Source organism: Mangrovibacillus sp. Mu-81 (assembly GCF_036867415.1).
In the GTDB taxonomy this organism is placed as follows: Bacteria; Bacillota; Bacilli; order Bacillales; family Bacillaceae_B; genus Rossellomorea.
On the sequence record NZ_JBAJHU010000001.1, the window covers coordinates 714,568 to 732,586 of the forward strand.

General features: G+C 42.5%; 24 protein-coding genes. 14 read left to right on the plus strand and 10 right to left on the minus strand.

The annotated features are described in order from the left end of the window. Window positions 1–33: 33 nt before the first annotated feature. Entirely contained in the window at window positions 34–789 is a 756-nt protein-coding gene (locus V6B33_RS03575; RefSeq protein WP_334216352.1) for a Cof-type HAD-IIB family hydrolase, read from the minus strand. A 146-nt stretch (window positions 790–935) separates the two neighbouring features. Between V6B33_RS03575 and V6B33_RS03580 the strand changes: the two genes are divergently transcribed. Beyond that, a complete protein-coding gene (locus V6B33_RS03580; protein ID WP_334216353.1) occupies window positions 936–1,265 on the plus strand; it encodes an MGMT family protein in 330 nt (109 codons plus the stop codon). Window positions 1,266–1,440: 175 nt separating this feature from the next. Next, window positions 1,441–2,448, plus strand: a complete 1,008-nt coding sequence (locus tag V6B33_RS03585) for a GGDEF domain-containing protein (RefSeq protein WP_334216354.1) — start codon at window positions 1,441–1,443, stop codon at window positions 2,446–2,448. Between the two features lie 41 nt (window positions 2,449–2,489). Here V6B33_RS03585 and V6B33_RS03590 read toward each other — a convergent pair whose 3' ends face one another. Then, window positions 2,490–4,103, minus strand: a complete 1,614-nt coding sequence (locus V6B33_RS03590; RefSeq protein ID WP_334216355.1) for an ABC1 kinase family protein — start codon at window positions 4,101–4,103, stop codon at window positions 2,490–2,492. Window positions 4,104–4,289: 186 nt separating this feature from the next. Here V6B33_RS03590 and V6B33_RS03595 point away from each other — a divergent pair, with 186 nt between their 5' ends. The 3 genes from V6B33_RS03595 to V6B33_RS03605 all read left to right on the plus strand — a co-directional run bounded on the left by V6B33_RS03595 (window position 4,290) and on the right by V6B33_RS03605 (window position 6,215). Further along, entirely contained in the window at window positions 4,290–4,613 is a 324-nt protein-coding gene (locus tag V6B33_RS03595; RefSeq protein WP_334216356.1) for a hypothetical protein, read from the plus strand. 12 nt (window positions 4,614–4,625) lie between these two features. Further along, window positions 4,626–5,465, plus strand: a complete 840-nt coding sequence (locus tag V6B33_RS03600) for a nucleotidyltransferase domain-containing protein (RefSeq protein ID WP_334216357.1) — start codon at window positions 4,626–4,628, stop codon at window positions 5,463–5,465. A gap of 252 nt (window positions 5,466–5,717) precedes the next feature. Continuing rightward, window positions 5,718–6,215 (plus strand): DoxX family protein, encoded by a 498-nt coding sequence (locus tag V6B33_RS03605; RefSeq protein ID WP_334216358.1) that lies wholly within the window; start codon window positions 5,718–5,720, stop codon window positions 6,213–6,215. Between the two features lie 376 nt (window positions 6,216–6,591). Here the strand turns inward: V6B33_RS03605 and V6B33_RS03610 are convergent, their stop codons facing one another. The 3 genes from V6B33_RS03610 to V6B33_RS03620 form a co-directional block, all read right to left on the minus strand. Further along, complete coding sequence (locus tag V6B33_RS03610; protein WP_334216359.1) at window positions 6,592–6,780, minus strand: YfhD family protein; 189 nt, start codon at window positions 6,778–6,780, stop codon at window positions 6,592–6,594. Window positions 6,781–6,893: 113 nt separating this feature from the next. Next, window positions 6,894–7,019 (minus strand): YfhE family protein, encoded by a 126-nt coding sequence (locus V6B33_RS03615; protein WP_334216360.1) that lies wholly within the window; start codon window positions 7,017–7,019, stop codon window positions 6,894–6,896. Window positions 7,020–7,083: 64 nt separating this feature from the next. Further along, window positions 7,084–7,995 carry a TIGR01777 family oxidoreductase gene (locus V6B33_RS03620; protein WP_334216361.1) on the minus strand — a complete coding sequence of 304 codons (912 nt, stop codon included), beginning with the start codon at window positions 7,993–7,995 and terminating at the stop codon, window positions 7,084–7,086. A gap of 90 nt (window positions 7,996–8,085) precedes the next feature. On the opposite strand from V6B33_RS03620, the gene recX reads away from it, so the two are divergent. After that, entirely contained in the window at window positions 8,086–8,889 is an 804-nt protein-coding gene (gene recX, locus V6B33_RS03625) for a recombination regulator RecX (RefSeq protein ID WP_334216362.1), read from the plus strand. A 41-nt stretch (window positions 8,890–8,930) separates the two neighbouring features. Here recX and V6B33_RS03630 read toward each other — a convergent pair whose 3' ends face one another. Beyond that, window positions 8,931–9,608 (minus strand): SDR family NAD(P)-dependent oxidoreductase, encoded by a 678-nt coding sequence (locus V6B33_RS03630; protein WP_334216363.1) that lies wholly within the window; start codon window positions 9,606–9,608, stop codon window positions 8,931–8,933. 125 nt (window positions 9,609–9,733) lie between these two features. Here V6B33_RS03630 and V6B33_RS03635 point away from each other — a divergent pair, with 125 nt between their 5' ends. Continuing rightward, window positions 9,734–10,063: a YfhH family protein gene (locus V6B33_RS03635; protein WP_334216364.1), complete on the plus strand. Its 330-nt coding sequence runs from the start codon at window positions 9,734–9,736 to the stop codon at window positions 10,061–10,063. 53 nt (window positions 10,064–10,116) lie between these two features. Here V6B33_RS03635 and V6B33_RS03640 read toward each other — a convergent pair whose 3' ends face one another. Both V6B33_RS03640 and V6B33_RS03645 read right to left on the minus strand, forming a co-directional pair. Beyond that, complete coding sequence (locus V6B33_RS03640) at window positions 10,117–10,275, minus strand: YpzG family protein (RefSeq protein WP_334216365.1); 159 nt, start codon at window positions 10,273–10,275, stop codon at window positions 10,117–10,119. 28 nt (window positions 10,276–10,303) lie between these two features. Further along, entirely contained in the window at window positions 10,304–10,468 is a 165-nt protein-coding gene (locus V6B33_RS03645; RefSeq protein ID WP_032086301.1) for a small, acid-soluble spore protein K, read from the minus strand. 139 nt (window positions 10,469–10,607) lie between these two features. Here V6B33_RS03645 and V6B33_RS03650 point away from each other — a divergent pair, with 139 nt between their 5' ends. Further along, complete coding sequence (locus V6B33_RS03650) at window positions 10,608–10,892, plus strand: YfhJ family protein (RefSeq protein WP_334216366.1); 285 nt, start codon at window positions 10,608–10,610, stop codon at window positions 10,890–10,892. Window positions 10,893–10,941: 49 nt separating this feature from the next. Here the strand turns inward: V6B33_RS03650 and V6B33_RS03655 are convergent, their stop codons facing one another. Next, entirely contained in the window at window positions 10,942–11,928 is a 987-nt protein-coding gene (locus V6B33_RS03655; RefSeq protein WP_334216367.1) for a metal-dependent hydrolase, read from the minus strand. Window positions 11,929–12,095: 167 nt separating this feature from the next. Between V6B33_RS03655 and mutY the strand changes: the two genes are divergently transcribed. Further along, window positions 12,096–13,211 (plus strand): A/G-specific adenine glycosylase, encoded by a 1,116-nt coding sequence (gene mutY, locus V6B33_RS03660; RefSeq protein ID WP_334216368.1) that lies wholly within the window; start codon window positions 12,096–12,098, stop codon window positions 13,209–13,211. A 62-nt stretch (window positions 13,212–13,273) separates the two neighbouring features. Here the strand turns inward: mutY and V6B33_RS03665 are convergent, their stop codons facing one another. Further along, window positions 13,274–13,498, minus strand: coding sequence for a hypothetical protein (locus V6B33_RS03665; protein ID WP_334216369.1), 225 nt, complete (start codon window positions 13,496–13,498; stop codon window positions 13,274–13,276). Window positions 13,499–13,615: 117 nt separating this feature from the next. Between V6B33_RS03665 and fabL the strand changes: the two genes are divergently transcribed. From fabL to V6B33_RS03690, 5 genes are all read left to right on the plus strand, one after another. Further along, entirely contained in the window at window positions 13,616–14,359 is a 744-nt protein-coding gene (fabL, locus tag V6B33_RS03670) for an enoyl-[acyl-carrier-protein] reductase FabL (protein ID WP_334216370.1), read from the plus strand. A gap of 86 nt (window positions 14,360–14,445) precedes the next feature. After that, the gene (locus tag V6B33_RS03675) at window positions 14,446–14,637 is read left to right on the plus strand and encodes a gamma-type small acid-soluble spore protein (RefSeq protein WP_334216371.1); all 192 of its coding nucleotides are present in this window, start codon (window positions 14,446–14,448) and stop codon (window positions 14,635–14,637) included. A 211-nt stretch (window positions 14,638–14,848) separates the two neighbouring features. Further along, window positions 14,849–15,109 (plus strand): YgaB family protein, encoded by a 261-nt coding sequence (locus V6B33_RS03680; RefSeq protein WP_334216372.1) that lies wholly within the window; start codon window positions 14,849–14,851, stop codon window positions 15,107–15,109. Window positions 15,110–15,344: 235 nt separating this feature from the next. After that, window positions 15,345–15,875: a nucleoside tri-diphosphate phosphatase gene (gene ntdP, locus V6B33_RS03685; protein WP_334216373.1), complete on the plus strand. Its 531-nt coding sequence runs from the start codon at window positions 15,345–15,347 to the stop codon at window positions 15,873–15,875. Window positions 15,876–16,034: 159 nt separating this feature from the next. Further along, entirely contained in the window at window positions 16,035–17,783 is a 1,749-nt protein-coding gene (locus V6B33_RS03690; protein WP_334216374.1) for an ABC transporter ATP-binding protein, read from the plus strand. Window positions 17,784–18,019: the final 236 nt, after the last annotated feature.

Below are 18,019 nucleotides of genomic sequence, written 5' to 3' on the forward strand. Positions count from 1 at the left end.
CGTGGTCCCAAATGCGGGGACCACGTTCTTTTATTATTTGTATTCTTCAGAAGAAAGTACTCGATCGATCGCTTGAGCGACACCATGATCTGTGTGCAGACCAGTTACCCAATCCGCTGCCTTCTTTACTTTTTCCTGGGCATTTCCCATCGCCACTCCGAAACCGGATTCCCTGATCATGGCGATGTCATTCATACTGTCACCGACAGCCATTACTTCTTCCATCGACAGATCGAGCCATTTGCACACCTTTACTAACGCCGCTGCTTTGTTGACACCGGCTGGATTGATTTCAATGTTAGTCGGACTGGAATTGGTGATTTCGAGTGCTTTATTTTTCATCAATTCATCCATCACCACTTTGCGTACTTCGTCATCTTGAATATCGAATCCGAATTTCAGCCAGTTGTACGCATCGATTTCCTGATCAAAGGGATTATGGGTATTGAATAATCCCTGTGTTGTCGAAGACCAGAAATAGACATTATGTTCTTCCTTTAATGTCCAGAGAAGCTTCACGAGCTTTGTATCAAGTGGAGTAGTGTCCACCAGTTGGTATTCATGATCATAAATTTCCCCGCCATTTACAGTGATCAAATAAGAGGAACGGCCAAGTTCATCTGAAATATCCCTGCACTTACGAAGTGATCGTCCCGTACTCAGTACTACATGAATACCTTTTTCCTTGGCCCGCCGGATGGCCCTTTCATTTTCTGGAGAAACCTCGCCTTCGTGGTTGACAAGCGTCCCATCCATATCCAATGCGATTAATTTTATCGACATAAACATCACGTCCTCTCTTCTGTTGATCTTTAGTTTATTATAAAAGAGTAGAATATTGTAGGAAAGAGGCTTAGAGCCATATCTTTCAATCCTTATTACTATTTCATATAATCACGAAGACTAAACATATAAGATAGAAAGGAGTGCCATTGTTGAAACGTTTTACTGAACGTGCAATAACCATCATCAAAGACATCCCGACTGGGAAAGTCATGACATACGGGCAGATTGCAGGCAGTGCAGGAAGTCCAAGGGGAGCAAGACAAGTAGTAAGGATTCTTCATTCCATGAGCAGAAAGCATCATCTCCCATGGCATAGGGTTATCAATAGCAAGGGTGAAATCGGCTTTCAAGATGAAGATCAATTCCTTTTGCAGAAAAAGCTGCTGGAAGAAGAAGGGGTGGTATTTAGCGGGAAAGACAGAATTGAGTTAAAGAAATATCAGCATACTCCTGCCGTTCCTCTTGAAGAATATGAATAATGTGAATTATTTGAAGTAAAGCGTGAAATTATATACGTTAATACGGTATAATTTACCTATTATATTAAATGTGAGGAAAGATACAGATATGATAAGTGATTTAGTAATAAACATATCGCTGATAATGTCGTTCACTTTCGTATGGCACCAACTCTTCAGGAAAAATAGGCTGACCATGGCATCACCGGTACCCATAAAAGTAATTGATGGCATTCTGGCCGGATTACTCGGGAATATACTCATGCACTACAGCATTGGTGTCAATGATATGACCATACTCGATTTAAGGCATATACCGGTTATTCTAGTGGCATTCTATGGCGGATTCCTGCCGACGATCATTTCGGCTGCAATCATCATTGCAGGACGTTTCTTCATTGATGTGAACTTCTCTTCATATGTAGCGTTATTCATGATGCTTGCGATTGCTATCGGATCTGGAGTGATTGTACAATTCCTGAAAGCGGGTCCTTGGAAAAGGTGGACCGTGCTGCTTATCTATAGTCAAATGATCTTCTCGGCTGCCCTTTATATCGTGGTGGACAATTATTCCGAGGTGCTTGATTTTGCTTTATTTCACGTTCTCAGTACGCTAATCGGCGGATACTTGACGCTGTATTTTGTCGATTATATCAGGAACACGAGTGAGCGCTATTATAGGTATAAAGAAAATGCCCAAAGGGATGCATTGACCGGCCTGTATAATGTCCGTTCGTTTGACAGTCATTATAACCGGATGATCCAGGAGGCGATCGAGGAGAATGAAGCGTGTGCAATCTGTCTGATTGATGTCGATCATTTCAAACAAATAAATGATACGTACGGCCATACAGCTGGTGATGAAGTATTAAAGCAGCTTGCTGAATTATTAAGCAGACTGACCAGGGCCGGTGACATTTTGTCACGGAATGGAGGAGAAGAATTTTCATTGCTCCTTCCATGCTGCACGGTGCACCAGGCAAAAGAAATTGCCGGGCGTGTGAGAGAAGCTGTATATGAGTATGGATTTCTCCTGCCGGATCAGAATAGACTTCAGTTGTCTGTTTCCGTTGGTGTCTCAGCTTTTATTCCGGGTACGGAAGAGAAAGAATCATTGTTCCAAGAAGCAGATGAAGCATTGTACAAAGCCAAGCAAAGCGGACGGAACATCGTGTGCACCAGCTGGGAGTGCTCTTATCGATAACAAAAGCGCAGCACCTCGGAGGGTGTAGCGCTTTTGTTATCCTAACGATTTTTTACTGTATTTAACCATCTTTTTTGTTTCAATCCGGTGACCGAATAACCGAGTAAACCAATCCCGGATAAGGCAGCGCTCCCTTGCCAAAGTACTTCCGATTCAAAATGGTAACCGAAGAAGATGCCGAACGTTCCGATAATGAAAAGTGTAAGTGCGTGTTTCTTATGATTTTCATACAATCTGAATTGAAAAACGTTTATATGATGTTCATCCCTTTGCTGGATCATTCTATTGGGAACGTCGATAAGCTTACGGAATCTATGGATTCCTTGAAACAGCGGCTGTGATGCAATCCATTTGAGCAAGAGGTCCCATTTATTCCGATCTGAGTTTTTTACCCAATCTAGAAATGCGGGTTTCATAATGTCGAGAGTTTCCTTTCCCGGACACAATGTGTAGCTCAGCCCCTCGATCGTGGCAAACGAACGCCCGAGAAAAATGAAACGGGTCGGCACCTGGACAGGCAAGGATTTCATCATTTCGTTCATTTCTTTTTTCACAGCGATCAGATCCATTTGTTTGAACTGTTCCATGTCGATGGACACAAATTCCTCGAGAAGCTGCTCTATACTTTGAAGGCTCGCTTTTGGTAATAGAAAACCTAATTGTGCAAGGGCCTCGGCTGCCTTTCGATAGTCCTTCAACAAGATGCCTTCCAGCAGTTGTTGAAAATAAACAGAATCACGTTTGGAGATTTCCCCTACCATCCCGAAGTCCAATAAAACGAAAGTTCCATCAGGCTGTATCAGGATGTTTCCGGCATGAGGATCTGCATGAAAGGTCCCGGCTTCAAGCCATTGAGGCAGGAACAGTCGGAATAATCTCTTTCCAAGCTTCTCACCTTCCAGTTCAAATCGAGCAATCTCTGAAGTGTCGTTAAGTCTGACGCCTTCCACCCATTCCATTACAAGTACTTTATCTGTACATAAATCCGGATAAACATCTGGCACTTTAACACCTGGGTGATCTTTAAATCTTTCTTTGAAAGCGATTGCCGTATTCATTTCTTTATAAAAATCAAGCTCCTGCTCGATGACCTGCTTAAGTTCCTTATAGAGCATCTTAAAATTGATCAAGCCCTTGGGTATCGGAGCGAAATGCCTCACAAACCGGAGGATGATGGCAAGCGATCTGAAATCGGTTTTCACTAAAACAGGAATTTCAGGACGCTGAACTTTCACCGCCACCTGTGTTCCATCGGTCAGCCGGGCCTTGTACACTTCCCCTATGGATGCAGAGGCTACAGCTTCACGGTCCAGTGATAGCAATTTCATGCTGACAGGAGATTTCCACTCCGATTCGAGCACCTTCTCGATGTCTTCCCACGGAGAAGGTGGAACATGGTCTACCAGGTCTTTAATCTGATCGACAAAGCTTTTCGGCATCACGTCCTCACGTATGCTCATCAGTTGTCCAACCTTGATCAGGACACCGTTCAATTCAAATAAAGTCTGCTTGAATTCCTTCCCGATTTTCTCCCACAATCTATCTTTTTCTGTATCCGATTTCCCTCTCAACTCATACCAATACGTTCTGAGGACGATCGAAACAGCCAGTGAAACAATCTTCCACATTCTCCAAAGCTTTCTCTGCGATTTCATACACTCTACTCCCGTCAGGTAATTTCTATCTACTAAGTATCATGCTTCATTTCATTTCAAGTCTACTACATTTATCATTAGATTATCTGAAAATGACAAAAAGAGAAAGGTGAATTGTGGTAGAATTTAGGCGATGACTAGTTTTAAGTAGCCATGGAGGGTGAATAAAAGAGAAGGGGTGTATTCATGTTCATAAAAATATATGAATATCATATCCAGCCTGATAAAGAACAAGAACATTTAAATATCCAGCAAAAAGCCGGAGAGATTTACAGCCGGCATATAGACTCTCATTCACTTCACCTTAGAAGCAAGGAGAATCCTTCAAAGTGGATGGAAATCACACGGTATAGAGATGAAGATGAATATAAAAGGAGTATAGATTTGATTAATCAATGTGAAGAAATACAAGAATTATTTACAGAATTTCAGTCCCTGCTCACATCAGATAAAAATGGGATCAGGGAGGAAGATTTCGTAGTAGTGAAAGAGAGGAATACGATTTACTAGAGAAGGGGTTGAATGGCTGTGAAATGCGAGACGAAACACGGAAAAAGAGACGCGAATTTGATCAGAGAACGGGAAAAATTAAAGGAAGCAATAAAAAGGGACTTGGTGAATGACGAAAATGTTCTGGCAGTCTTTTATGGCGGATCGATGGCAAGGGGGAATCACGATCGCTTTTCAGATTTAGATCTGAGAATCGTCGTTAAAGAAGAAGTATATGAAAAGTATAGAATAAACAAGAAGGTACGTGCCAAGCTTTGGGGAGAGGTTTTATTTTATGAAGATTTCCCTTGGGCAAAACATACAGTCGCTCACTATAAAAGTTTCGTAAAGGTGGATGCTTTTTACTATAAAGAAGAAGATCTGGAACCTTCACATTATTTTAAAGAAGAAGCACATATTGAATACGATCCTTACCACATTGTCAGAAGTGTTTGGGAACAATCACAACCTCTTCAGTATGAAGTTTGTCACGGCGAATTCGAGATATGGAGAAGTAAATTTTTCGCCCATATGCATGAGGTGTACAGGAGGGTGCAAAGAGCCGAACTTTACTATGCACTTCATTCATTGGACATGATGCGTTGGACGATTGCAGCGGGATGGGAAATGGTGAATGGCAGGCAGCCAAATGCCCCAGGTGAGTGGTCGAAATATGAAGGAGATCGATCTCCATTTGATACGGGGAAGCAGAAGCTTTTGGCAGGCTGGGACGCATGCCATAATCAAGAACAGATCTATGCAGTAATGAAGGATATTGTGCCGGAATTCAAACGGATACATAAATGTCTGTGTGAAAAGCTTGGTGAGGATGAGCGGTCTGATTGGGTGGATGAGATCGTGGGGCTGGTGTAGACATGACCCCTTACTGAGCAGCTCAGTGAGGGGTTTAGTGTGGATGTTGATGTTTTCATCGGGAGGTTTATGACAGCTTTATGAACTGTGCAAAATGTCTATTGCAGAAATTGGGGGTGAGGAGTATGTTATAGTGTAAGGTAAATGTGAAACAATTCACAAACATCTATCACCAATCAGCTGATAAACAAATTATTTTTTTGCATGTTATTGTGAAATATTTCACAATATATAACGAGGAGATGAACCATCATGAAATGGTGGCATAATGAAAAGGTTAGCGTAGTGTGGACAATGTTCAGAATTTGGCTGGGGATCAAGTGGATTGATGCAGGTTTGCATAAAGTCAATGATGGTTTTGACGCAAGCGGATTTCTGCAAGGGGCGGCAGCCAAGGCAGCAGGTGAGCATCCAGTGGTTCAAGGTTGGTATGCTGCGTTCTTAAATGGATTTGCAGTACCAAATGTCGAGCTATTCAATATCCTGATTCCTTGGGGAGAAGTTCTGATTGGTCTCGGATTAATCACTGGATTAATGACAGTGCCTGCATTACTTGCAGGAGCATTCATGAATCTGAAATTCCTGATGGCAGGGACAGTAAGCACAAATCCAATTCTTCTAACAGTGGCAGTAATTCTTCTCTTCACTGGTAGGGGGGCATACTACCGGGGTGCAGATCAGTGGGTAATGCCATATTTGAGACAACATCTGTTGCATAAAGATGACAATAAGAAAGGAATCATTGTTTGAATGGTGATTCCCCTGTTGAAAAGCGGGAGATTTCTTTATTTTGTTGGAAAAATAAGTTAATTAGCTAAATCATTAGAGAAATCGACAAGAATGTGTATCGAAACGGCAAATTAAGTTCAAAATCGGCAAGATTATTATCAATCCGGCAAGAATAAGTTCACAGTCCGCAAAATTCCTTTCCAATAGATGCTTACCGATTATCTTAATACTTTGAATGGAGCAATTCCTATGCAAAATTCATTACGAATAGTAAAAATAATGAGATATTTTAACTAACTTTCATCCTTTTCACTATTGATTCAAAATAATAAAGCCGCCCATGTAAAAGGCGGCTCGTTCGAATTCCTCAGGTCCATTCCTCAACCGTGAGGGGCTGCTATTGGTTTTTCTTCACTCGTGCACGTTGGTTCGCTGCATTTGCGCGAGCCTGCGCTTCCATGTCAGCCTGGTCGGCAAGTTCCCTTGAGAACTCTTCATCGATACCGTCTGACTTTAATGCAGCTGGTGTCTGTGGCAAGCTGTTCAGGTTTTTGTCGCGTTTTTTATGTCCTCGTGATCTGCCCAATATAAACATCCCCTTTAGTCAGGTTAAAAAACAAAGGTACAAGACTCACGGATATGTGAGCTTGTACCTTTATTTTTTATCAAAACGGGAACTTTTAGTTAGGTAATATTTGCTTAGGTGTGTCGTTTAGGACTGAATCCGGCAGCTCGGTCAGCTCTTTTGAATTCTCTTGAATAGTTTACTTCCTGCATGCTTGACAGCTTGGATCTGTCTTTGTCTTTTTTACGTTTATTATCCATCCTATGTACTTCCCTTCTTTTCAAGATTTACTAATATTTTTACCTTTAAAAGAAGGGGACATACCTAACGAGAATGATAAATATTTACGAGTGCACTTTCAAGTTCAGTGTATTCAAACTGAAAGCCATTCTCTGAAAGGACGCTGGGCAGTACTTTTTGGCCATCCAATACGAGTTGGCTCATTTCACCCATTGCCAGTTTTAAGGCGAATGGAGGCACCGGAATCCAATGAGGCCTTCCCAGGACACTTCCGAGTATGATGCCGAATTCTTTCATCCTTAGCGGAGTCGGAGCGGTTACGTTAACAGGACCAGAAACGGCTTCATTTTCAGCTGCAAACCGAATCGCCCTTGCCACGTCGGTTATATGAACCCATGACATCCACTGATTTCCGGGCAACACGGTCCCGCCTGCAAACATTTTATAAGGCAAGGCCATCCGCGGGAGCGCTCCTCCATCGTCACCAAGGATGATGCCGAATCGGGTATAGACAACACGAAAATGATGATGTTCCGCTTTCGATGCTTCTTTTTCCCAAATCTGAACGGTTTCCCCCAAGAAGTCATGTGCCTTCTCAGTGGATGCTTCCGTATAGGTGTTGGCCGTCGATGAAGGATAGTATCCGATGGCGCTTGCATTGATCAGACATGTTGGTTTATCGGTTAGATTTTTCATTAATTCTATCACTTCTTGAGTAGATGAGATGCGGCTGTTTATGATCCGTTTCTTCCGGTCTTCTGTCCATCGGCCGCTGTTAATGGATTCGCCTGCAAGATTGATGAATACTTCCGTGCCTTCAAGATCCTTTTGAGGATGTGCATCATCTGTCAGCCATTTAACGTACGTGATGCCTGGACGATTTTCATATTTATCAGGATTTCTGGTGAGGATCACCACTTCATGTTGATGATCCACCAACTCATCGGTGACCGCCTGCCCGACAAAACCTGAGCCTCCTGTAATGGCAATCTTCATGTGCATCCCTCCAGTATTACTTATTATTTTACCTATTTGCAGAAATAAAAACATAAACGGATGTGTTACATTAAGAAGGAGGTGGAAAATATGGGTGTCATATCAAAGATTACGAAGCAAGTGAAAAATGATGAACGATATAATTTATTTATTGACGGCAAGTATGCTTTCAGCGTGGATGAAGTCGTGCTCGCCAAATTCGGGTTGAGAAAAGGACTCGAAGTGGACGAGCTCGAAATATCTGAAATGCAGTATGAAGATGATGTAAAAAAAATGTTGAACAAAGCAATTCATTTCCTGTCGTACCGAATGAGAACAGAAAAGGAAATTCGGGAGCATTTAAAAGACGGTGAAGTAGAAGAAGGCATCATTGATGAAGTCATTCATAAACTAAATGATATGAAGTATTTGAATGATTTAGAATTTGCACATGCGTTCACAGGCACCCAAATCAACACGTCTGATAAAGGACCTGGCTGGATACGCGGTGAACTGTACAGAAAAGGTGTCGATGATCCATTTATTGAAGAAGCTCTTGAGGCTTTTACGTTTGAAATGCAGGTTGAAAAGGCGGCTGTGCTTTCAGAAAAACTATTGAAAAAATACCGCAAAGATTCCTTTAGGATTGCAAAACAGAAGATAGACCAGAATTTGCAGCGTAAAGGGTATCAGGGTGCAGTCATGAAGGCGGTATGGGAAACGGTCGAGACCGGGCGTGATACGGATGAACAATGGGATGCCCTCTATCATCAGGGGCAGAAAGCGCATAGAAGATTATCATCTAAGTACGAAGGGTATGAATACGAACAGAAAATGAAGCAGGCGCTTTATCGGAAGGGATTCCCGATGGAGAAAATTGACCAGCTATTAGAAGTACTGAAAGAAGAGGAATAGGTTAGAGGGAGTAAAAAAGTCGGGCTAGTTCCCCGACTTTTTTACGTTGCTTTTTTTGATTCAATGACGATTTCATCCTTTGATGGATATTGTTCAACAATGATCTCTGCCACTTCTCTTGGAGAGCGCAATCGTGAACGATTGCTTATATGATCGCTTCCGTCCCAGAATGGCGTATCCATGCCCCCCATATAAGCGTTGACGACTCTTAAACCAGATTCTTCATATTCCTTCTGGAGGCTTTCGCCGAATCCTCTTAGTGCGAACTTACTTGCGACATAGAGCGATTCATTCTTTTTTCCTTTTAAGCCTGCTGTTGAGATGATATTGAGAATAGTGGAGTTTCCTTTTTCCAAATGTGGCAAAATGGCTTTGGTCAATCGGATCGGACCAAGCACATTGGTTTCAAACATTGTTTCAAGGTCTTCATCATTTGCCTCCGTCAATGGACCGAAGTACCCGACTCCTGCGTTATGTATCAACAATTCAATATCATTCTGAAGCAGTTCTGTAGAGCAGACCTGTTCAATTTCCAATGGTGATCGCACATCAAGGACGGCATAGGAAACGTCGCCGCCTTCTTGTTTTATTTCAATTGCAGCTTCTTCCAGCTTTTGTTTTGTGCGTCCTAACAAAACGATATGATACTCTTTTGAAAGCAGCTTTCCTAACTCTTTACCAAGACCGGTGCCTCCGCCTGTAATAATTGCTTTTTTCATGATGATTCGTCCTTTCTGAAATGTAAATATGAATGTGAAAAGAGACAGCATGACGAATAGAGCTTATCCACTTTCCTTATTGTATCATTTTATCTATACTTATCATTAGTAGAGGTGATGAGAAGATGGAACAGCAAGAGAGAAGATACAGTGAAATGTCGCAGCATGAATTACAGCAGGAAATTGGTCGGCTTAAGGAAAAGGCAAGGAAAGCCGAACAGCTCGGCATCGTCAATGAGTTTGCCGTACTTGAGCGAAAAGCACTGATGGCCCAAGCCTACTTGATGAACCCTGAAAATTACAAACCAGGCGGCATTTACGCCATTGAAGGGGACCCGGGCGTCTTCTTTAAAGTTGATTATCTGAACGGTGTGTTTGCCTGGGGTTACCGTCTTGGCGGCAAGGGCGGAGAGGAAGCCCTTCCGATTTCCCTTTTGAAACCTGACAATAATTAAAACCAAGGTCCGTACTCACAGCTTTTAGCGGTGAGTGACGGACCTTGACAGGTTTAAGAACGCTTACGGGTTTCAGCTTCCAGAATGATCATATTCTGGGTTTGTGTGGTTTGTCCATTTGCTTGTGCATGTGCATGTTTCGGATTATAGAATCCTTTATTGAATGGACTGCTGTACTTATTTCGGTAGAAGTTGTTTTTCATGTTTGCCATCGTGACTACCCCCTAAAGTTAACTTTCGTCAAATCGAGTCTTGTTTTCTTTTTCCTGAAGACGCCATACGTTCTTGAGGATGGGTATTGATGGTGCCATTTGCCCTTTTAGATGCATATTCGGCTTTCGCTCTTGGTTCTCCTTCGAACTTATTGTTATTCATATTTGGGAACCCGGTTGTTTTATTACGCATAATCTGCCTCCTAAAAGGTTATCTCAATATCTTATACCGTGAAGAAGCAAAGACGACCACTAAGCTTAACCACGTACTATTAGTATGGATGGATCTCAGTACATTATCATAAAAAACAAATGGAAAAGGAGGAGACACAATGGAGTCGACATTCCATGAGCTTACTGAATTATTAATGGAGAATAATCCGCGGCTGTCATATGAGCGGGCGAGAACTTGGATCGAGCTGGTGTGGGAAGACTTTGAAACCACCTATGCAAAAGCGGGCTACGAATATCAGGGGAAAGAAATGACTGAGAAAGTGGTCCGTCAATGGATTACGAACTATGGATCCCGTATACACGAATTTGCAGCTAGAAACCCGAAATACAAGCATCTGTTTGTTGGGGATGATGAAAGCAGTAGGGATGATTTGCTGCATTAAAGCCCTGAGGGACGGGTCTTATCATGATAAAGACCCGTCCCTCAGTGGATTAATCGATTAAAATGTCTATATCTACTTTTTTACGGAGCTTTTCTTCGCTGAATACCCATCCGGTATAGGAGCTTACCACAGAATGATCTTTGTCGAGCTGGACGAGTGCAACGAATGGATAATGACCATTGTTCCTGTATCGAAGGTCGATGAAGCGTACCTCGAAATGATCGTCATATTCGTCGACTTCCCATCGGTAAACAGGTGAGAAGGAGAGAAACGCCGCTAAGTTCTTATCTTTTTTAGCGGACGTTATAACGGGCAGATCGGGTACGGGTATCCGTTTGAATTCATCAAAAATCGTAATCGATCTCCTGAATGCCCTCGCCACATAAAATCTATCCTTCGTAACCACCGCAAGCCTCCACTGGAAGAAACGTATAGTGGGGGAGACGATGATTTTTTCGGCTTCGGGTATTCTTCTTTTAACTGCATTCTTAACTGCTTTTTGAACCTGGAAACGGAGTACATAGTAGGCGAAAATGATGATATACATGACTATGAATGTCTCTCCAGGCGGTAATCCGAATGCCCATAAAAGCAATCCGATCACATGGATGGAAAAAATGGGCAGATCAAACGTGTTAATGACGCCCAAAGCGACCCATTTCGACGAAATCGGCCTTAGAGCCTGGGTGCCGTAAGCGTTGAATATGTCCACAAAGACATGCAGGAATACCGCGATAAATGTCCAAATCCATAAATGAAGCAAGTTGGCTTCAGGAAAAAAAGGATAGATGCAGCCGACAATGAGCAGCGGCCACAGGAGGACAGCGGGGATACTGTGAGTGATTCCCCGGTGATGACGTATATATACTGCATTGTTACGGAGCTTCAACACTGTATCAATGTCAGGGATCTGAGAACCGATGACTGCAGCTATGAGAACACTGGCAGAAGTGGCGCTGCTTTCAGCAACTGCGGGATCGAGAGTAGCCAGGCCACCCAGAGCGAATCCCATAACAACATGAGTACCTGTATCCAAAAAAAGTCCTCCCTTGGCTGATTTCGTTTGTTTTCGTTGCCCTTCATGATAAGGTTAAAAGGAGTTGATTTCAAATGAAAAAATCATTAACAGCAATGAAAAAGAGTTCATAATACATTATTTATTCCCTATTCATCGTAACATCTAACATCTTTGGAGGTACAAAATTGAAAGATGAACCATTAAAGCATTTAATAACCATTGATCAAGAAGAATTTCAAAATGATTTAATCACCTGGTTTTCAAAAGAACAGCGTGACCTGCCATGGAGAAAGGATCGGGATCCATATAGAGTGTGGGTTTCCGAAATCATGCTTCAGCAGACCAGAGTCGATACTGTCATCCCTTATTTTAATCGTTTCCTTGAAAGGTTTCCTACTATAGATGCTCTCGCCATGGCAGACGAGGATGAGGTATTGAAGGCATGGGAAGGGCTCGGCTATTATTCAAGAGTCAGAAACCTCCAATCGGCTGTAAAGGAGGTTTCTGAAAAATACTCGGGGATCGTACCTGACACACCTAAAGAGATTTCTTCATTGAAAGGAGTCGGTCCATATACTGCAGGTGCCATATTGAGTATCGCCTATGGGAAACCGGAACCAGCAGTGGACGGAAATGTTATGAGGGTGTTCTCAAGGATCCTTTCCATCTGGCTGGATATTGCAAAGCCATCTACAAGGAAAGTGTTTGAGGAAGCAGTAAGAGCCCTTATTTCCAAGGAAAATCCTTCCTACTTCAATCAGGCGCTAATGGAACTGGGTGCATTAATATGTACTCCGACCTCGCCTTCCTGTCTGCTGTGTCCAGTACGCGATCATTGTCATGCGTTTAATGAAGGTGTGCAGACAGAGCTCCCTGTCAAATCAAAAAAGAAGGCAGCTCGCAAACTGAATATGGCTGCAGCCGTTCTATTCACAGAAGATAACCGGGTCGTGATCCATAAACGCGCGAGCTCCGGACTGCTGGCGAATCTGTGGGAATTCCCAAACTTTGAAGTGAGCTCGACCAGAAGCGGCCGAAAGCAGCTTGAAGAACGCATGGAAGAAGCTTATAGTGTTGAGGCCACTCTTAAAGCTGGGGTCATGACCAAAATTCAGCATGTATTCACACATATTATCTGGGATATAGAAGTATATGCCGGCAGTGTGGAAACATCCACTTTAAAAGAAACCGATCTGATTGCTGTAACGATTGAAGAAATGGAAAAGTATGCATTCCCGGTATCCCACCAGAAGATTTGGAAAGAAACCAGTGAAACCATTATTAAACAGCTGGAAACATGATTTAGTGGCCAGTCCTCCGTTGCTTTAATACAATGGGGGGCAGACTCTGTAAATCGTGAAATTCAATCGTAGACCGTCTTGGTGCCATGTGTATAATCGGCTTCCCCGCGGTTCAATCCACCACGGTTTTCGATTTCTACAATGATTTCTCGATGAATAGATTGTCCTTCGACGTTTAAATAGGGTACTATTTGTTGTAGTGAATGATGAAAATAAGCAAGTTCACTTTTCTTCCATTCACGTTTTGGGAGCATGGACAGCTCCGTCATATCCCGACCTACATACATACATTCAGACCTCCCGTAAATAAGAATCTATATTATAGTTTTTGGTAAAGTGCGTCTGATTATGCTTAAGAAAAGAATTGCTTGATTTGGTAATTGAATGTTGAAAGGATGATTGGAATGAGTGAAAAAGTAGCATTGGTAACAGGAAGCAGCCGTGGACTTGGTAGAGAGATTGCCAAACAATTGGCGCAGCAGGGATACGATATCGTCGTGAACTATGCCCGCAGCAAAAAAGGTGCACTCGAAACGGCTGATGAAGTGGAAAAATTGGGACGCAAAGCTTTTGTCGTCCGTGCAAATGTAGGCGATGTCGATAAAATCAAAGCGATGTTCGAGCAGATAAAAGAAGAATTCGGACGTCTTGATGTACTTGTCAGCAACGCAGCTTCAGGAGTCCTTCGACCTGTAATGGAACTGGAAGAGTCACACTGGGATTGGACGATGAACATCAACAGTAAAGCGTTATTATTCTGCGCACAGGAAGCGGCAAAACTGATGGATAAAGGCGGGAAAATCGTCAGCATAAGTTCGCTGGGATCGATTCGCTACCTGGATAATTACACCACAGTAGGTGTATCTAAAGCAGCGGTAGAAGCACTGACTCGTTACCTCGCGGTGGAGCTTGCTCCAAGGAATATCATTGTTAATGCAGTTTCCGGAGGAGCGATTGACACGGATGCACTTAAACATTTCCCGAATCGCGAAGAATTATTGGAGGATGCACGCAAAAATACTCCAGCAGGACGCATGGTTGAAATCGAAGATCTTGTGAAATCGGTCCTGTTCCTGGTTTCTGACGATTCTTCTATGATCAGAGGTCAGACAATCATTGTAGACGGTGGAAGGTCTCTGCTCGTTTAATGCTTCACCATGGAATGTTTTTCCGAAAATTTTTTGGATAGTCTTCTCCCCGCCTGGTTATCTTAATTAGCGTGGAGGTGATTACAATGGCAAAACAACCAAACCAAACTCAAGCTGGTACTAACGCACAACAAGTGCAAAAACAAAACCAACAATCTGCAGGAGCTCAGAAACAATTCGGTACTGAGTTCGCTTCAGAAACAAACGCTCAAGAAGTACGTCAACAAAACGCTCAATCCCAAGCTAAAAAATCTCAAAACTCTGGTCAACAACGCTAATCTCTGAAGACCAGAACAAAGCACCCGTTCAAATGAACGGGTGCTTTTTCATGTTAAAGCATTGAGGGGCGGGCCTTTGGTTTTGCTAAAGGCCCGTCCCTCAATGCTTCTGTCGACAAAACTGGTGGGATTATGACAGATGTAGTCAAAGGGTTTGGGGACTGGAAGAAGAATGTGTAAGAGAGCTTGATTAGAAGGGATGGTAGGTTTAATGCAGCAAAGGTTTAATCAATTAGTATCCGAACAGCTTGCGACAATGGATAAACTGTTGTTTCTTCAGGCAGAGATTGAGCGCTGTCAGAAGCTTGAAGAAGAACTTATAAAGTTGCAGGAGATGGTAAAGGTCCAATCAATGAAAAGTGAAATCATCCAAAAGAAACAAGAGCTTAAAAAAATCCATATGATATTTCAGAAACAGACAGAAGATGTCATACGTTCTTATCAGAAAGATTATAGTGAAGTGACATCATAACTGGTATGAAAAAGAAGACTATTGATCTGGAGTCGGTTCCAGTGCTTGAACGGAAATCAACAACGGATTTCAAAAATGTCACTCAAAGCTAAATAAAAGTAAAAAAATCGGGCCATCTTTAAAGGAGATTTTCTTTAAAGACAGCCCTTTTGTTTTAAATTTTCGACGGAAACGTTATAATAATAGAATAAACACTTATATATACATGGAATTTGTTAGGAAAGAAGGGGATACAATGGCTGTTCCCACTGAAGGGCGATCTGTACAAATACATAGTTATAAGCATGATGGCAATATCCACCGGATATGGAATGAGACGACTGTCCTCAAGGGGACAAGCAATATCATCATCGGTGGAAACGACCGGACTCTCGTAACGGAATCCGACGGCAGAACATGGATGACGCGTGAACCGGCAATCTGTTATTTTCATTCTGAACTATGGTTTAACATTATTTGTATGATCCGTGAGGACGGGATTTATTATTATTGTAATTTAAGTTCACCATTCGTATACGATCATGAAGCAATCAAGTACATCGATTATGACTTGGACATCAAAGTGTTTCCCGATATGACGTATACCTTACTTGATGAGGATGAATACGAAGCTCATCGGAAATTGTACGGTTACCCGGATGTGATCGATCACATCCTTAAAAGGAATGTTGACAAGCTTGTACGGTGGATTCGACAAAGGAAGGGCCCATTTGCACCTGACTTTATTGATATCTGGTATGAACGCTACTTGACTCATAGGGGGTAACCAACCTGAACAAATGTATAGTCGACGAAGGGCTGACCCAGTAAGGAGCCTCCTTTTCTCTTCCTGCACAGGCACATGGAGAAAGGGAATACCGTGCTCCTGATGGGTCATCCCTTTTTATTGGGAATATTTTATCACAAATAGGAAAGGAGCAGTATCTTGGATAGTATCAAACGCTACCTGCAATTTGTTAAGCCTTACCGCTGGCAAATTATTGGTACACTCTTAATAGGTATTATAAAGTTCGCCATTCCCCTTCTGATCCCGATTCTGATTAAATATGTCATCGATGATATTGTAGGGAATGGAAGCTTGACGACAAATGAAAAAACAAGTCATTTACTCACGATCATGGGCGTCATGCTCGTGCTGTTTCTCATCATCAGGCCGCCTGTTGAATATTACAGGCAATATTTTGCACAATGGACAGGAAATAAGATCCTGTTCGATTTAAGGGATACCCTTTTTTCGCATATACAAAAATTAAGCTTTAAATATTATTCCAATACCCGGGCAGGTGAAGTCATATCGAGGGTCATCAACGATGTTGAGCAGACGAAGAACTTTGTTATCACTGGACTGATGAATCTATGGCTGGATGCAGCCACTATCATCATTGCCCTGGCCATCATGTTCACGATGGATGTGACATTGACGCTGGTTTCACTGATTGCGTTTCCGTTCTATGCCTTTTCGGTACGATATTTCTTCGGAAGGCTGCGCGGCTTGACGAGAGAGCGTTCACAGGCGCTTGCAGAAGTGCAGAGTCATCTGCATGAACGAGTGCAGGGGATGTCGGTCATTAAGAGTTTTGCAGTAGAGGACCACGAACAGAAGCAGTTTGAAGGGCAGAATAGTAATTTTTTATCTAAAGCTTTAAAGCAGACGAGCTGGAATGCTAAAGCCTTTGCTGTGGTGAATACCATCACTGATATCTCTCCGCTGATCATCATCGGATACGCAGGTCTGCAGGTAATAGAAGGAGAGCTCACCATTGGTACGATGGCGGCCTTCATCGCTTATATTGACCGGCTGTATAATCCATTGAGAAGGCTTGTGAATTCATCGACTACTTTGACACAATCGATTGCCTCTATGGACAGGGTCTTTGAATTCATGGATGAAAAGTATGATATCGATGACGTGCCAGGGGCGGTACCTTGCCGTAATGTAAAAGGGGATATCCAGTTCAAGAATGTTTCATTTCAGTACGATCCAAAGGAAGAAGAGGTACTGAGAAATCTCAATTTAGACATCCGGTCGGGGGAAACCGTTGCTCTTGTCGGAATGAGCGGGGGAGGTAAATCTTCCCTAGTCAGCTTGATTCCACGTTTTTATGATGTAACAAAAGGAGAAATCCAATTAGACGGCACAGATATCAGACGATTCGAAGTCAGGTCGCTCAGGGATAAAATCGGGATGGTCCTGCAGGACAATATCCTTTTCAGTGAATCTGTTAAGATGAATATCAAATTCGGTAATCCGGAAGCAAGTGATGAAGATGTCATCAAGGCAGCCAAAGCGGCAAATGCCCATGAATTCATCATGAAGCTCCCTCAAGGTTACGATACCCGAGTGGGAGAAAGAGGAGTCAAGCTCTCAGGCGGGCAGAAGCAAAGAGTGGCGATTGCCAGGGTCTTTCTGAAGAATCCTCCCATTCTTATTCTCGATGAAGCTACATCTGCCCTTGATCTTGAGAGTGAACATTTGATCCAGGAAGCACTGGAAATACTCGCAAAAGACAGGACCACATTCATAGTAGCCCACCGTCTGTCCACCATCACCCATGCAGATCGCATCATCCACATGGAGTACGGGGAAGTGGCCGAAATGGGAACCCATCATGAGTTGATGAGAAAACAAGGACATTATCATAAGCTCTTCCAGGTCCAGCAATTGGATCAATAACCTAATCATGACATTTCACCGTAATAATATATGGGTGAAATGTCATGATTTTTTTATTTGAAAGAAGACCTATTTATCCATGAAATTTAACTTCGTTAGGTCTAAATAACGTGATAATAGCAAGAATGAAACGAATAATTGGACATATATTGAAATGAACTAGGAAACTGAGACGATAAATCACATTAATAGAAAAGTTCTGAAAATAGATTGCAACATTTGTAACATCTTGTATA

Excerpts from the sequence above, each read along its gene's own strand:
- ntdP (WP_334216373.1), top strand. The coding sequence starts at position 15,345 with ATGGCTGTTCCCACTGAAGGGCGATCTGTACAAATACATAGTTATAAG.
- V6B33_RS03595 (WP_334216356.1), top strand. The coding sequence starts at position 4,290 with ATGTTCATAAAAATATATGAATATCATATCCAGCCTGATAAAGAACAA.
- V6B33_RS03605 (WP_334216358.1), top strand. The coding sequence starts at position 5,718 with ATGAAATGGTGGCATAATGAAAAGGTTAGCGTAGTGTGGACAATGTTC.
- V6B33_RS03620 (WP_334216361.1), bottom strand. The coding sequence starts at position 7,995 with ATGAAGATTGCCATTACAGGAGGCTCAGGTTTTGTCGGGCAGGCGGTC.
- V6B33_RS03645 (WP_032086301.1), bottom strand. The coding sequence starts at position 10,468 with ATGCGTAATAAAACAACCGGGTTCCCAAATATGAATAACAATAAGTTC.
- V6B33_RS03665 (WP_334216369.1), bottom strand. The coding sequence starts at position 13,498 with ATGTATGTAGGTCGGGATATGACGGAGCTGTCCATGCTCCCAAAACGT.
- V6B33_RS03600 (WP_334216357.1), top strand. The coding sequence starts at position 4,626 with ATGGCTGTGAAATGCGAGACGAAACACGGAAAAAGAGACGCGAATTTG.
- V6B33_RS03630 (WP_334216363.1), bottom strand. The coding sequence starts at position 9,608 with ATGAAAAAAGCAATTATTACAGGCGGAGGCACCGGTCTTGGTAAAGAG.
- V6B33_RS03575 (WP_334216352.1), bottom strand. The coding sequence starts at position 789 with ATGTTTATGTCGATAAAATTAATCGCATTGGATATGGATGGGACGCTT.
- V6B33_RS03590 (WP_334216355.1), bottom strand. The coding sequence starts at position 4,103 with ATGAAATCGCAGAGAAAGCTTTGGAGAATGTGGAAGATTGTTTCACTG.
- V6B33_RS03680 (WP_334216372.1), top strand. The coding sequence starts at position 14,849 with ATGCAGCAAAGGTTTAATCAATTAGTATCCGAACAGCTTGCGACAATG.
- V6B33_RS03585 (WP_334216354.1), top strand. The coding sequence starts at position 1,441 with ATGGCATCACCGGTACCCATAAAAGTAATTGATGGCATTCTGGCCGGA.
- V6B33_RS03650 (WP_334216366.1), top strand. The coding sequence starts at position 10,608 with ATGGAGTCGACATTCCATGAGCTTACTGAATTATTAATGGAGAATAAT.
- V6B33_RS03675 (WP_334216371.1), top strand. The coding sequence starts at position 14,446 with ATGGCAAAACAACCAAACCAAACTCAAGCTGGTACTAACGCACAACAA.
- recX (WP_334216362.1), top strand. The coding sequence starts at position 8,086 with ATGGGTGTCATATCAAAGATTACGAAGCAAGTGAAAAATGATGAACGA.
- V6B33_RS03615 (WP_334216360.1), bottom strand. The coding sequence starts at position 7,019 with ATGGATAATAAACGTAAAAAAGACAAAGACAGATCCAAGCTGTCAAGC.
- fabL (WP_334216370.1), top strand. The coding sequence starts at position 13,616 with ATGAGTGAAAAAGTAGCATTGGTAACAGGAAGCAGCCGTGGACTTGGT.
- V6B33_RS03635 (WP_334216364.1), top strand. The coding sequence starts at position 9,734 with ATGGAACAGCAAGAGAGAAGATACAGTGAAATGTCGCAGCATGAATTA.
- V6B33_RS03640 (WP_334216365.1), bottom strand. The coding sequence starts at position 10,275 with ATGGCAAACATGAAAAACAACTTCTACCGAAATAAGTACAGCAGTCCA.